General features: G+C 39.4%; 14 protein-coding genes. 8 read left to right on the top strand and 6 right to left on the bottom strand.

The window, feature by feature from the left end:
- Positions 1–30: 30 nt before the first annotated feature.
- The 6 genes from EWM59_RS16415 to EWM59_RS16390 all read right to left on the bottom strand — a co-directional run bounded on the left by EWM59_RS16415 (position 31) and on the right by EWM59_RS16390 (position 6,060).
- Positions 31–693, bottom strand: a complete 663-nt coding sequence (locus tag EWM59_RS16415; protein WP_130022314.1) for an ABC transporter ATP-binding protein — start codon at positions 691–693, stop codon at positions 31–33.
- A gap of 214 nt (positions 694–907) precedes the next feature.
- Complete coding sequence (locus tag EWM59_RS16410) at positions 908–1,672, bottom strand: pentapeptide repeat-containing protein (RefSeq protein ID WP_130022313.1); 765 nt, start codon at positions 1,670–1,672, stop codon at positions 908–910.
- A 122-nt stretch (positions 1,673–1,794) separates the two neighbouring features.
- Positions 1,795–2,835, bottom strand: coding sequence for a DUF4097 family beta strand repeat-containing protein (locus EWM59_RS16405; RefSeq protein WP_130022312.1), 1,041 nt, complete (start codon positions 2,833–2,835; stop codon positions 1,795–1,797).
- Between the two features lie 125 nt (positions 2,836–2,960).
- On the bottom strand, positions 2,961–4,400 hold the full coding sequence (locus EWM59_RS16400) for a serine hydrolase (RefSeq protein ID WP_130022311.1): 1,440 nt from the start codon (positions 4,398–4,400) through the stop codon (positions 2,961–2,963).
- Between the two features lie 94 nt (positions 4,401–4,494).
- Positions 4,495–5,031, bottom strand: coding sequence for a GNAT family N-acetyltransferase (locus tag EWM59_RS16395; RefSeq protein ID WP_130022310.1), 537 nt, complete (start codon positions 5,029–5,031; stop codon positions 4,495–4,497).
- A gap of 123 nt (positions 5,032–5,154) precedes the next feature.
- Entirely contained in the window at positions 5,155–6,060 is a 906-nt protein-coding gene (locus EWM59_RS16390) for an OmpA/MotB family protein (RefSeq protein WP_130022309.1), read from the bottom strand.
- A gap of 437 nt (positions 6,061–6,497) precedes the next feature.
- On the opposite strand from EWM59_RS16390, the gene EWM59_RS16385 reads away from it, so the two are divergent.
- The 8 genes from EWM59_RS16385 (at position 6,498) to EWM59_RS16350 (ending at position 14,983) form a co-directional block, all read left to right on the top strand.
- Positions 6,498–7,403, top strand: a complete 906-nt coding sequence (locus tag EWM59_RS16385; protein ID WP_130022308.1) for a helix-turn-helix domain-containing protein — start codon at positions 6,498–6,500, stop codon at positions 7,401–7,403.
- Positions 7,404–7,505: 102 nt separating this feature from the next.
- On the top strand, positions 7,506–8,300 hold the full coding sequence (locus EWM59_RS16380) for a crotonase/enoyl-CoA hydratase family protein (RefSeq protein ID WP_262709282.1): 795 nt from the start codon (positions 7,506–7,508) through the stop codon (positions 8,298–8,300).
- Positions 8,300–10,102, top strand: a complete 1,803-nt coding sequence (locus EWM59_RS16375) for a feruloyl-CoA synthase (RefSeq protein ID WP_130022307.1) — start codon at positions 8,300–8,302, stop codon at positions 10,100–10,102. Before EWM59_RS16380 ends, EWM59_RS16375 begins: the two co-directional genes overlap by 1 nt.
- 29 nt (positions 10,103–10,131) lie before the next feature.
- A complete protein-coding gene (locus EWM59_RS16370; RefSeq protein ID WP_130022306.1) occupies positions 10,132–11,238 on the top strand; it encodes a 5-methyltetrahydropteroyltriglutamate--homocysteine S-methyltransferase in 1,107 nt (368 codons plus the stop codon).
- A gap of 180 nt (positions 11,239–11,418) precedes the next feature.
- On the top strand, positions 11,419–12,360 hold the full coding sequence (locus EWM59_RS16365) for an alpha/beta hydrolase (RefSeq protein WP_130022305.1): 942 nt from the start codon (positions 11,419–11,421) through the stop codon (positions 12,358–12,360).
- Positions 12,361–12,380: 20 nt separating this feature from the next.
- Positions 12,381–13,496: an alpha/beta hydrolase gene (locus EWM59_RS16360; RefSeq protein WP_130022304.1), complete on the top strand. Its 1,116-nt coding sequence runs from the start codon at positions 12,381–12,383 to the stop codon at positions 13,494–13,496.
- Positions 13,497–13,549: 53 nt separating this feature from the next.
- Positions 13,550–14,416 (top strand): amidohydrolase family protein, encoded by an 867-nt coding sequence (locus EWM59_RS16355; protein ID WP_207219999.1) that lies wholly within the window; start codon positions 13,550–13,552, stop codon positions 14,414–14,416.
- A gap of 36 nt (positions 14,417–14,452) precedes the next feature.
- Entirely contained in the window at positions 14,453–14,983 is a 531-nt protein-coding gene (locus EWM59_RS16350; protein WP_130022303.1) for a DUF3237 domain-containing protein, read from the top strand.
- Positions 14,984–14,989 lie beyond the last annotated feature (6 nt).

The raw sequence follows: 14,989 nt of genomic DNA, 5'->3' as shown, positions 1-14,989 counted from the left end.
TAAATCACTAATTTCAAAACCTAATTCTTATTATTCCACCCAGCCGTCTTTTAGTCTGATAACTCTATGGCCATACGTGGCATTTTCTTCTGAGTGTGTTACCTGTACGATGGTTACCCCATCTTTTTCATTTAATTCTTTAAATAGCTCCATAATTTGTTTAGCTTGTTCGGAGTGCAGGTTTCCGGTAGGTTCATCGGCAAAAATGATTTTTGGCTCGGCTACAATGGCTCTGGCAATGCCTACTAACTGTTGTTGTCCGCCCGAAAGCTGTGTTGGGAAAAGGTCTTTTTTAGCCACCATATTAAATCTGTCTAATACATCGGCTACTCTACTTTTGCGTTCAGAACTTGACTGTCCTTTATACAAAAGTGGTGTTTCTATGTTTTCATAAACAGTCAGTTCATCTATCAGATGATAAGCCTGAAATACAAAGCCTATGCTTGTTCTGTGTAATTCGGTACGCTTTTTTTCTGAAAGTTTTTGCACAGGTACATCTTCAAACAGGTATTCACCTTCTGAGGCTTCTTCTAATAGACCCAGAATGTGCAATAAGGTGGACTTACCAGACCCTGAAGGCCCCATGATAGACACAAACTCGCCCTGATTGATTGTAAGATTGATATTTCTTAATACATAAATTTTTCCGAAGCCTGCAGGATAATATTTAGATATGTTTTTTAATTGAATCATTTTTATTGAGTTAAGTAGTTCTATGCGTTAAGATAGTATTTCTTAGCTGATTTTCAGGTTTTAATGCTGTATATGTATTTGCCAAAGTTATGCCATTAAAATTAATTGGCTGATAATCAGGTGTTTATGTTGTTTTTGTAAAATAAAAATGTCCGAAAACGGACAAGATTTGTACGCCTTCGGACAAGGGGTCAGGGTTATAAAAAAAGTGCTGTCAGTTCATGTATTTTTTGCCGTTCGAGTATTTCATATCAATCCCGCCTTTGAATTTTGTATTATCAAAATTACCTGAATCTTTAAATTCGGCATATTTGAAATCGGCGTGCTGATTGAAAGAAGCTCCTTTGAAAGTTACACGCTCATTGAAATTGGCATATTTAAAATCGGCATAATCTCTGAAAGCTACACTATAAAAATCAGCATCATACTTGAAGTTTGAATACTTGAAATTGGCGTATTCATTAAAATTGCAATTCGCAAAGTTTGACTCTCTTTTGAAATCGGCATATTTGAAATTAGCTTCTTTACCAAATTTGGTTCCGGCAAAAGAAGCTTTCTCTGCAAAGTCAGAATATTTAAATTCACTTTTGCCTTCAAAAATACAGTTTTCAAAAACTACGCTCTTTTCAAAATCGGTAGTATAGGTTTCACCATCACCCATACTAATACTCCAATTCCTGTCACCTCTTTTATCTTCATTGTTTTTATAAGCAATAAAATCATCTTTAAAAGTACAATTTTTGAAAGAAACAGGTACTTCTACTGTGCTTTTGTATTCGTCGTAGCCTTTGCTTTGTTTGATACGTTTTTTATTAGATAGTTCCGTCAGGTCTAATGTGCCTGTGATGGTTACGCCATCATAATTAACGGTCTGTCCTTTATCAATGGCATCAAAAATAGTTTTTGCTGAAACTTCTTTTTGAGCTGATGCTGTGCTGATAATACCTGCACATAAGAAGAAAATAAGTAGTTTTTTCATGTTTTTGTTATTTGTATTGTGGAGCGAACGTCCGCGTGGCGAACCACTCGTTCGCAGTTCGTATCAGTTCTATTACTAAAACTATAAATAGTAAAAGCGAACGGGACGTTCGCCCCACAAGATTATTCGTTAATATTTACACTACCAGAGTTAGCATCCATCGTTACCGGAATACCACCACCGTTTACTGAACCTTTCACACGGTCTTTTTCGATTCTTCCGCTGAAATTTTTGATTTCCGGTACACGTACACGGTTACCGTCTAAATCAAGGTCTAAGCCTTTATCCATAGGCATGGTTACTCTGATACTACCTGCGCTGGTTGATAAAGAAAGGTACTTACCGAATGATTTAATATCTGCATCAATACCACCACCACTGGTTGAGGCTCTTACACTGGCTCTGATGTCTTCCAGATGAATAGACCCACCTGAAGTTGAAGTAATTAACTCACCACTGATTTCTTCTGCTCTTACACCGCCACCACTGGTTGTCGCTTTAATAGTACCATCAAGCCCTTTTAAACGTAAACCACCACCTGAAGTGCTTAGTCTGATATCGCCTTTGCAGTTATCAGCACCAATGCCACCACCACTGGTCGATAAATCAATTATATCACGGCAGCCCGTCAAATCAATACCACCCCCCGAGGTTCTGCCTTTGATGTTGCCGCCCAGATTCGCTAATTTCAAACCACCACCACTGGTAGTAAAATCTAAATTTCCGGTCAGGTTTTTCAGATTGATACCGCCACCACTGGTTTGCAAGTCGGTTGAAACTTTTTCAGGCGAATAAATTTTGAAAGTAATGTTCAATGATTTTTTCCAGTCATTCCAGCCACTATCACGTTTTCTTTTGGCTAAACAATAGACGGTGCCTCCTTCTTTTTTTACACTTAATTCATAGTCTTCCAGACGTTCTTCTATTTCGGCTTTGCTTATTGTACCGCCGTTCCAGTTATTAGGTCTGATATATACTTCTACACGGGTTTCGTTGCCCGGCTGGCCTGTTACGGTAATGCCACCACCCGAGGTACGTACGTTTAGGTTTTGTACTTCAGACGATTGATAGGTTTTTACTAAATAAGGTGTTTCTTTGTCTTGTGCGAAAGAAATAGTAACAGTTGATAGTCCGAGAATGAGTAATGAGAGTAGCTTTTTCATAAATTAAGTATAGTTTGAAATCAGTAATTTTGATACAGTTGTCAATAAGATGCAGAAAAACTTTTGTGCGTTGCATAAATAAGACAATTATTTTTTGCTATACCCTCATTTTACCCATCATGCAATTAAGGCTGTCGCTCCAGTTCTTTTAATCGGTTCTTCGGTTCTTCATTATTCGGATTGGCAGCTATTGCCTTTTTATAATAGTCAATGGCTTCTTTTTTACGCTTTAATATTTCATAGGTTTTGGCAAGGCTGATGAGTACTAAATCCCGTTGCGGGAACTCACGGGCATTGTTTTCAAAAATCAGAAGAGCATCATTATACCGTTGAGAAGTAAATAGCTGATTACCCAATTGGTCCATTGCCAGCCAGTCTATATAATAATTAGCCGTGTCTTTTTTGTAAACCTGATAGGCTTCTACCGCCTTGGCGGTGCCTTTGGTAGCAATAACCGTCTCCATCGCTTTATGAGCAGGGTGTTTTAGTGATACAGGTTTGTTATGAAGTACTCGCAACAAACTTTGGGTAATGCCAAAGAAATGGGTTGGAGAACTATTGCATAAAAATACCACCAGACTATTGGTTGAGGGAATACGGATAAAAAACGAAAGAAAACCTTCTGTCATGCCCAGATGGTAGTTGGCAAATACACTGTCTTTAGGCGTATATCTGAATTGCTGATTGAACCACCCAAAACCATATCGCCAGGGGCGTATGCCCGGCTTAAACATTTCATCAGTCAATGGTTGATTAAGTAAGGCATTGTTACTGATACCTATATGAAATTTGAAGAGGTCTTCGACAGTTGAATAAATATCTCCTGTGCCCATTGTATTAGATTGGTCTCTGAAATCATTACTTGTATAGCCTCCGATAATATAGTCGTATCCGGTAGCTCTTTTTGGTACAATCTGCGTGTGATAATACGAACCCGAACTATTCATTTGCAGTTTATCAAAAATATCTTCTTTCATCAATTGAGCATAGCTTTTGCCTGTTACTTTTTCCATGATATAGCCCAAGGTATAATAACCCCAGCTACTATAATAGTAACTCTTACCCGGCTCAAAAACAAGGGTAGAGTCCATATAGAGTTTGATATACTCTTCTCTGGTATAGTATTGCCGGCTGACCTTTGGGAAGAAATCTTTGATAATATCATAATTAGGCATGCCGGAAGAATGGCTCAACAATTGACGGATAGTAATGCGGCTACCATTTTTCTTCGAAAATTCGGGCAGATAATCTGAGATAGTTTTATCAAGGCTGACTAAACCTTTTTGTACCTGTATCAGCATGAGCATGGCTGTCAATGGCTTCGATACCGAACCAATCATGAATTTGGTATCAGTAGTATTCGGAATATCCCACTCACGATTAGCCATGCCGAAAGCTCCTGTGTAAATAACCTTTCCGTTTTCTGCTACCAGTACACTGCCATCGAACATATTGAATTGATGATAAGCCATCATAACTTCTTCGAGTTTTTCGGCTTTGTTTTGTGCTATGGCTGATGCAACAGTTAGAGCAAGCAACCATGTCAGAATCAGGTATCTTTTCATACAGTTTAGTTTTATTGAAGAAATGTAAGAGAAGTGCGGTGAGGGCTATGACAAATGTATAAAATTAACGGAAGATGAAAAGTATTAAAAAGTATTAATCTATCTTCTTAATCATGACAATAGTATCTGCATAGTCAGGTACAAAATGTAGTGGAGGCACGGTAGTTTCTGCAAAACCTGCTTTTTGATAGGCTTTTACTGCGCCGATATTTTGTCGGGCAGGGGCAATGATGAATTTTTTGCAGCCTAAATCTTTGTGTAAGAAATTGCATAAAGTTTTTAAGGCATCGGTGCCATAACCTTTATTGGTGTATTCACGACCTGCCAGCCATATATCTAATTCAGTATAGCGAACCCCTGATTTATCTTCTTCTATATCATTGTAATTTACCTGACCGATAGGCGTATTTCCTGATTGAATAATAAAGCAACGACCTGATTCGGGTTGAGAGCCATCAAAAAAATAGTCGTAATAATCATTGATGAATTCTTCCCAGGTCGGAGCAGGATTTTCCGGAAAATGGGGCGGGCCAAGCATAGAAGGAGTCAAATCAGATTGTGTCAGCCATTCAAAAATCTGCCTACGGTCTTGTAGAGTTGCTGGTCTGAGCTTAACTAATTCTCCTTGCATTTGTGGTGATAGAAAGTAAGTAAAGTTAATAAATATTTTCCAGATAGAGTTTTCAGATTTGTATAACCACAAAAAAACAGAGCTACCTGAGTAACTCTGTTTCGTCTATTAAATCTATTCTGATTATTTATTAGCACTTAATAAATCATAGAATTGATTCAATTTTGGCATTAAGATGATACGGGTCCGACGATTAGTTGAACGTCCTTCGGCTGTATCATTGCTTGTTAATGTATTAAATTCTCCACGACCCGCTGCAATCAGTTTATTAGGGTCAACTTTGAATTGTCCTTGTAGTGTACGTACTACCGAAGTGGCACGTTTCACACTTAAATCCCAGTTATCTGAAATACACTCGTTTTTAATAGCTACATTATCAGTATAGCCTTCAACCATTACTTCAAGCTCTGGTCTTGACTGGATAATCTGTGCAATTTTACCTAATACTTCGTTTGCTCTTGGAGAAATCTTGAAGCTACCACTGCTGAATAACATTTTATCAGAAATGTTAATCATTACCACAGTTTTGTCAACTTTTACTTCAATGTCTTTGTCTTCAATACCATCTTTTAATACACGGGTCAAATTAAACGCTAAAGCTAAGTTCATAGAGTCAGCTTTGGTTCTGGCAGCATGAAGCCGATTGATATATTGGTCTTTTTGCGCCATTTGCGACAGTGTATTATCAATGTTACTATTAGCGGCTTTAGATAATACTGTTAAATCGCCTACTTGCTCTAACTGACGGTCACGTACTTTTTTCAAGTCGTTTAACTGGTCTTTCATATCACTCAACTGTTGGTCACGTTGTTGAATGGTAGTTTGGGCTGTTGCGATTTGCGTGTCTGATGTTCTTTGTAGATTAGCCAGACGGTCTTTGTAGTCTTGTACTTCATCGCCGCATTTTACTAAGTTAGCCTGTACACGGTCGTGTTCAGCCTGTAGTGCTACATACTTCTTTTTTGCGACGCAGGAAGCTAATGAAGTAACGGCAAAAAACATAATCAGAGGTTTAACAAAAACTTTCATGAGATTGTGTGTTTTATTTTAGTATGACATAAATTTTGGCCTGAAAATTTGCGTTTATTTTTTCTCAAAGCCCTTTTTATGACTCATAAGGCTAAAAAAGTATGCCAAGCAGATTGTAAAATAGCCCATTAAGGAATAGAAATAGACACAAAATACGGGCTTATATATTTTATATATACTGTGAGGTAAGCAGAGGTTTTGATTATGACAGATTGATTGGTAGAGAGAATAGTGGAAAAAAATCCCCAATGTTGTAGTAGATTGGTAATAAGTGCCATTGAAAAGAATAACACTTTAAAAATCTTGGCAAAAAAATCCTATTCAGGCATAATTTCTTTTCCTTTTAAATATTATCAGTTTTACAGCAACGACTACTGCATTTTACATTTCTTAGTTTAGGTGGTTTGTATCTGAATTCCATCTATTTTTGCTATACTATGGAAAAAAGAAATACATCTCCGGTTCCTTTACTAAATCCGTCTCAGTTTGATGATTATATCTTTGCTGACTGGAAGCCGATGGTATCGGGTTTTTATGACAAATTTCATATCGCACGGGTAGAGAGTTACAAAACCCATATGCGTATTCCGTTACAGCCTCATCGTAGGTCAGTCTATTTCTTTATTTTTATTACCAAAGGATTGGCTGTCAGGAGCAAAGGACTTACTTTTTATGAGGTAAAACCGAATAATTTCTTTTGCCTACCTGCCAATGAAATCACGTCTTTAGAAACAGTTGACGAAGATACCGAGGGCTTCTATTGCCACTTTTTGCCGGAAATCTTTAACCAGCCTTTTATCAAAGCCGATATTGCCAAAGATTTCCCCTTTTTTCAGTTTACTGGAGACCCTTTGGTAGAAGTTCGGGAACAGGAGCGTATTATTACCCTGTTAGAAATATTGGAGAAAGAATACGGCAGAAATGATAATGAACGCTTCGATTTAATTCCGATGTATCTGATGACACTGTTTTCCGAATTAAAACATCTGGCACCACCTGCACAACAAAATGCCAAAAATGCAGCTACCTTTATTACCCAGCGTTACAAAAATGCCTTATCAGAATTTATCTATGAAAAAAAATCAGTGCAGGAGTTTTCCGAATATCTCTCTGTTTCTCCCAATCATCTGCATAAATGTGTAAAAGCTACTATTGGTAAATCGGCGCACGAACTCTTGGAAGATATGCGGATTTTAGAGGCCAAAGTATTATTGAAACAAACTTCTATGAGTATAGGTGAAATAGCTTTCAAGTTAGGCGGATTTGACCCAAGCGATTTCAGCCGTTTCTTTAAATCCAAAACAAACATGACTCCACGCGGGTATCGTCAGTTAAAAGATTGATTTTGCATAGTATCAGCTTTTTCCTGCCTATAATTTGGTGCTATATTTATTCAAATTTGTATGGTAAAATTCCTATATATAATTGTATAAATAACAGATAGTGTGTACAAAGAAATCTTTCATTCTTTTCTGCCTCAAACATTACAAGTTGAGATTCAGGGCGAAATTCTGATGGTAGGCTTAAACCGACCCGAAAAACGCAATGCTTTTAACGATGAATTGATTTTAGGAATCGAAAAAGTGTTTGAAAACTTACCGCCTTCTATTCGTTGTGTAGTCATTTATGGTATTGGAGACCACTTTTCAGCAGGGCTTGATTTATCAGAATTGAAAGAACGAAATGCCGTGCAAGGTATTCATCATTCACGTATGTGGCATCGAGCCTTAGATAAAGTGCAGTTTGGCACTGCTCCGGTTATTGCTGTGTTGCACGGTGCCGTAGTAGGAGGCGGTTTAGAATTAGCGGCGGCTTGCCATATCCGTGTATCAGAACCAAGTACTTTTTATGCTTTACCGGAGGGGCAACGAGGAATTTTTGTAGGAGGAGGTGCCTCGGTGAGGTTACCTAAACTGATAGGCGTAGCTCGTATGACAGATATGATGCTGACAGGAAGAGTCTATAAAGCTGAAGAAGGCGAACGGATTGGTTTGGCACAATATCTTGTAGAATCTGGTAAGGGCTTAACAAAAGGGAAGGAATTAGCACAGAAAATAGCTAAAAATGCCGAAATGACCAATTATGCCCTTATGCACGTATTGCCAAGAATAGCAGACGCTTCACAAACCGAAGGCTTAATGCTTGAAAGCCTGATGGCCGCTATTGCGCAAAGTTCACCCGAGGCCAAGCAACGACTGAATGATTTTTTAGAAGGTAGAGCAAAAAAAGTAGGTCAATAATGCAGGCAGGTTATAAAAATATTGCTTTCGGCCCAACCCATACACACAAGACTGTACGGGAAGATGGGATTATCCATTTTCGCTTGCAACAGCTTTTAGGACCTGTTCCTGAAAAACTGACGCAGAAACTGATGGAATGGGCAGAGAAAACACCTGATAAAACTTTTCTGGCACGTAGAGATAAAACAGGGCAATGGCAGAAATTATCGTATATAGAAACTTTGAATAAAGTACAATCTATTGCTCAATATCTGTTAAACCTGAATTTTACCAATGAAGAGACTCTTGTTATTCTCTCAGAGAATAGTCTTGAACACGCTCTTTTGGCCTTAGCGGCTCTCCATACAGGCATTCCTTATTCGCCTGTTTCGCCACCCTATTCTTTGATTTCGCAAGACTTTAGTAAGCTAAAGCATTGTTTGGAATTAATGACGCCTAAAGTCATTTTTGCGCAAAATGGCTTATACTATCAAAAGGCATTAGCATTAGCAAAAACTTTATGCCCTGATGCTGAAATTATAACAGGCGAGGGGAATAATGGAATTGATTTTGCCCATTTATTGGACACAAAAGCAACAGAAGAGGTAGAAGCGGCTTTTGCTAAAGTTAATAGCGATACTGTAGCCAAAGTACTGTTTACTTCAGGCTCTACGGGCTTGCCTAAAGGTGTAATTAATACCCAACAGATGTGGTGTACTAACTTGCAACAGATTACACAGGTTTTCCCGTTTATGGCAACTACCCCTCCTGTTTTTATAGATTGGTTGCCCTGGAATCATACATTTGGCGGAAATCATAATTTCGGATTAGCCTTATATAATGGCGGCACACTCTATATTGATGATGGCAAACCAACCCCACAAGGCATTGAAACCACAATTCAGAATTTAAGAGAAATAGCACCTACGGCATATTTCAATGTGCCGAAAGGTTTTGAAATGCTCATACCCTATTTAGAAAAAGAGCCGGAGTTAAGACAGAATTTCTTTAAAAATCTGCATATGCTTTTTTATGCAGGGGCAAGTCTGGCGCAACCTGTATGGAATCGGTTGGAAGAACTGGCTGTTGAAACCATCGGAGAACGGATACCTATTATTACGGGATTGGGTTGTACTGAATCGGGGCCATCGGCGATGTTTGCCAATTGGGGCGGTGCATTTTCCGGGCTTTTAGGCGTTCCGGTGGCAGGTATGGATGTGAAAATAGTGCCTGATGGCGATAAACTCGAAGCCCGCTATAAAGCTCCGAATGTAATGCGCGGCTATTGGCGTAACGAGGAAGCAACGCTGAAAGCCTTTGACGAAGAAGGCTATTATAAGACCGGAGATGCCGTAAAGTTTGTAGATGAAAACCAGCCTGATAAAGGCTTGCTGTTTGATGGGCGCATAGCCGAAGATTTCAAGCTATCTACAGGTACCTGGGTAAATGTAGGGGTACTAAAAGCCAGGCTGATTTCGGCGGGTTCTCCCATCGTTCAGGATGTAGTACTGGCTGGTTTAGATAAAGAATATGTAAGTGCTATTCTGTTTCTGAATGCTGAAGCGTGTAGAAAGTTAGCTAATCTATCGGCAGAAATTACCAACCAGGCCGTTTATCAGCACGAGGCTATCTCAGACTATCTGGATAAGTTTCTTGACAGGATTAACCAGGCAGCTACAGGTAGTTCTAACAGGGTTGAGAAAATAGTGGTAGCCTTAGACCCACCCTCAATTGATTTGGGAGAAATTACCGACAAAGGCTCTTTGAATCAGCGTATTGTGCTGAAACACAGAGCTTATTTAGTAGAACAATTGTATCAGTAAATATTCAACATAAATAAAACTTAATACGAATGAACCCTCCTTTCAGAGCCGACCATGTGGGTAGCTTATTACGTACTCCGGCAGTAAAAGAAAATCGTTTAAAGTGGAAAAAAGGTGAGATTTCTGCCGAAGAACTGCGTGCCATTGAAGATGCCGCTATACTGGAAACTGTAAAGAAACTGGAATCAACAGGTATGAAATCCATTACCGATGGTGAGTTTCGCCGGGATTATTTTCACCTCGATTTTCTGAAAGAGTTAGCAGGTGTTTCAGTAACAGGTGGCATAGAGGCCAACCCGAATGCTAAAGTAGCAGAAGATGGTTTTAAACCGCCTGTATTGAGTGTAACAGGTAAACTAAAGCACGTAAAAGATATTCAGGTTGATGATTTTAATTACTTGAAATCAATCGTTACCCAAACGCCAAAGGTTACTATTCCATCGCCAACCATGATTCATTTCAGAGGGGGCAGAAAATCAATAGATATTAATTCATATCCAGATATGGATGAATTCTTCCATGATTTAGCCACAGCTTATCGTGAAGAAATAGACCATTTATACAAGTCAGGGCTACGCTATCTGCAATTAGACGATACCAATCTGGCTTATCTGTGCGACCCTAAAATGCGTGCCGCTGCTGCAGAAAGAGGGGAAGACCCCAATGCACTTCCAAGAACCTATGCTGCTTTAATTAATTCGGTCATTGATGGTCGTCCCAAAGATTTAACCGTAGGCATACACCTTTGCAGAGGAAATTACCGAAGCACATGGTTTGCCGAAGGCGGATATGAGCCTGTAGCTGAAATTTTGTTCAACGAAATTAATGTAGATGCGTATTTCTTAGAATATGATGATGAACGCAGTGGAGATTTTGCTCCTTTGCGTTTTGTGCCTGCAAACAAAAATGTAGTTTTAGGTATTGTTTCATCAAAATACAAAGAATTGGAGCAAATAGATGATTTATGCAAACGTATTGATGAAGCTGCGCAATATATGCCTTTAGAAAATATGTGTGTAAGTCCGCAATGTGGTTTCTCCTCTACGCATCATGGCAATGATATGACCCACCACGACCAATGGCGCAAAATTGAATTAGTGGTAAACACAGCCATTAAAGTTTGGGGAGAGGCTTGAGCAGAGGGCATGGCGCACAAGGGAAATGGCATAGAGTATGGAGCATATTTACCATATATTCATCGAATGAAACGCCCACCATTGCAGTCAGTGGCTAAGATAACAAATGTTCATTTGTTATCTTAGACGGCAAATTCATTCGCTGAAATTCATAGTAGCTAATGTTTTTTGATAACAGATATGAAAAAAATCATTCTTCTCATGCTCATTTCTACACAGATATGGGCACAATCGAAAGAGATAGATGCAGAAAAGACCGCCATTTCTTCATCGAAGTATTGGCTGGATATTGATTATGTAGGAGATAGAATTATTGGGCATAGGTTAGATATTCATTTGCCTAAAACCGGGAAAACTCCTTATCCGGTTATTATTGCTATTTATGGTAGTGCCTGGTTTTCAAATTCAGCTAAAGAAGCAGTATTTACAGAAGGGTTAGGGCAGAAATTATTAGAAAGTGGCTTTGCCGTTGTCAATGTCAACCATCGTTCGAGCGATGATGCCAAATTCCCTGCCCAGATTCAGGATATAAAAGCCGCTATACGTTTCATTAGAGCCAATAGTCAGAAATTTTCTTTAGATAATTCTTTTATTGGCGTAACAGGTTGGTCGTCTGGTGGACACCTGACTGCCTTGACAGGGACAACCAACGGAACTAAAACAGATAAAATCGGTGCGCTTGATGTGGATATTGAGGGAAATTTAGGTAAATATACCGACCAGAGTAGTCGTGTAAATGCCATTGTAGATTGGTTTGGACCTACTGATTTTTTAATTATGGACCAATGTGGCAGTTCGTTTGCCCACAATGAAGCCAAATCGCCAGAATCCTCATTGATTGGCGGAGCAATTCAGGAAAATGCCGCCAAAGTTGCTTTGGCTAATCCTATCAGCTATGTCAATAAAAACAATCCGCCATTCCTGATTTTTCATGGTGATAAAGACCCTTTAGTGCCAGACTGCCAGAGCAAAAAACTCTATGAAAAACTACAGAAAGAGGGAGTGCCAAGCGAACTGGTAATTATTGCCGGAGGTGGCCACGGACCGGGGGTAATGATTGATAAATATTACAACCAGATGATAGCCTTTTTTGAGAAGGAAATGAAGAAAGCAAAGAAATAATTTAACCTTAACTACTTCATATGAGAACCACCATTTTTCTGATTCTTTTTACTAGCGTTGTATCTTTGGGACAAAATATTTCGAAGATTGATTCGGGTAGTATCAACGGTGCGAGGTATAGAGTCCTTTTTCCACCAAATTGGAAGGGGAAATTAGTGATGTATGCACATGGCTATGAGTTTAATGGTAGCCCATTGCAAAGCAAAAACCCTCAGTTCCTCAAATCTATGAGTCCTTTTTTAGAAAGAGGTTTTGCCGTGGCCGCTTCTGACTATCAGTTTCAGGGACTGGCTTTGGCTCAGGGAGTAGATGATACAGAAGCGTTACGCAAATATTTCTTCGATAAATATGGTAAGCCCGATTCTACTTTTATGGTAGGGGGCTCAATGGGGGGCGGGGTTACTTTGGCTATTATGGAAAACTTTGATGCCAATTATCACGGGGCTTTGCCGCTTTGTCCGCTTTCGAGCAGAATCTATCTGCAATGCCGAAAAGAGTTTGATATGTATGCTACTTTTAATGGCTTGTTTCCAGGCGTTGCTACCTCCTTGCATACCATTTTTGATTTGAAAAACCCTTATCAGGCACAGGATTCGAGAAAGATGATGAGTAAGGCAATGGAAATAAAAAAAGCGATTATGGCTAAAGATTCTGTGCTGGCACTCGCCTTTGCCAAACGCTTTGATTTGAAGTTAGATGATTTGCCTTTCTCGCTGTTTTTCAATGAGAATGTCTTACGGGATATTGCCCAAAAAGCAGGAGGCAATCCGTTTGATAATACAAACACAGTTTATTCGGGATTCCCTGACAATTTACTGGTAAATCAGAAGGCTGAACGATTGGCAGCCACAGTAAACCCTGATATAGTTTTTAGCAAATATGACCGCTCAGGCAATATCAACAAACCTGTATTATTGGTACATACTATTTATGACCAGTTGATACCCCCAACTTATGGCGTAGTGAACTTTGAAAATATGGTGCATCAGAAAGGTAAAGACCAGTATTTTACAGTAAGATATACCAAAGGGCAAGGACATTGTGTTTTCTCTCCTCAGCAAATAGCCTTAGCCTTTGATGAGTTAAGAAACTGGACAAAAACCGGAGTAAAGGCTAAAGCTGGTTTTATGGAGTAATTTTTTTTACCACGGAGTTTTTACGATAGCAGGCTTTAAAGTTTTTGAGAACAATGATAGACATTAACAAAATAGTTGCCATAGATGTCCACACGCATGCTGAGGTATCCTGTCAGCAGCCGCATGATGATTATCGGCCTGAATTTGATGTGGCTTTTGCCAAATATTTCAAATCTGACAAGCGTCCGACAATTCAGGAAACCGCCGACTATTATCGGGAGTTGAATATGGCTTTTGTAATGTTTACCGTTGACTCAGAGTTTAATGTAGGCAAACGAAGAATACCCAATAAAGAGGTGGCAGAGGGCGCCTTAAAAAACCCGGATGTAATGATTGCCTTTGCCAGTATTGACCCCCACAAAGGCAGAATGGGTGCCAGAGAAGCCCGTGATTTGATTGAGAATTACGGGGTTAAAGGCTTCAAGTTTCATCCAACCGTACAAGGCTTTTACCCGCAAGATAAAATGGCGTATCATTTATACGAAGTCATTGCCGAATATAAGTTGCCGATGCTTTTTCATTCGGGTCATTCGGGGTTTGGTAGTGGGGTACGAGGAGGCGGAGGCTTGCGTTTGGAGTATTCTAACCCGATGCACTTAGATGATGTAGCCATCGACTTTCCTGACTGTCCGATTATTATTGCTCACCCAAGCTGGCCCTGGCAAGATGAAGCCCTTTCGGTTGCTATGCACAAGCCTAATGTGTATATTGATTTAAGCGGATGGTCGCCTAAGTATTTTCCAAAACAATTGGTACACTATGCAAACACCTTACTAAAAGACAGAATGCTCTTTGGAACAGACTTCCCTTTAATTACACCCGAAAGATGGATAAAAGATTTTGATGAAGCAGGTTTTAAACCGGAGGTAAAACCATTAATTTTAAAGGAAAATGCAATCCGGCTTTTAGGGTTGAAATAATTTACCATCTGACACCACCTAATTATTATTAATCTCATGAAAAAAGTTTGCCTTAGCTTATTCCTCTTCCTCTTATGTTTGTTCAATAGCTACGCACAGTCTGTACCGGAAGCCCCACAATTAGAATTTGTTTGCGAACTCAAAGTAAAACTGAATCCTGCTATGGTAGTAGGAGAAACTCCGCATGGAGTCCGTCGTATTATTCCTATCGTGGGTGGTACGGTTGAAGGGCCTGCCATCAAAGCTGAAATATTGAATGGAGGTGCTGACTGGCAAATTGTAAGAAGCGACGGCGTGGCTGAACTGGAAGCCCATTATCAGATGAAAACAGATGATGGCGTAATTATCTACATCAAAAATACGGGTATAAGAGCGGCAAGTCCTGAAGTAGCTGCACGCATTGCCAAAGGCGAACAGGTGAGTCCATCAGAATATTATTTCAGAGCTATTCCGAAGTTTGAGGCACCTAAAGGCAGTAAATATGAGTGGCTGAATAACGCTATTTTTATCTGTAAAGCATTACGGAATCCTGATAATGTAGCTATTCAGGTCTGGAAAGTAAAGTAAAAATCT

It is taken from the genome of Emticicia agri, from assembly GCF_004168285.1.
GTDB classification, from domain to species: domain Bacteria; phylum Bacteroidota; class Bacteroidia; order Cytophagales; family Spirosomataceae; genus Emticicia; species Emticicia agri.
Note: the sequence above shows the minus strand (reverse complement) of the source record. Positions and strands in the feature narration are given on the sequence as shown.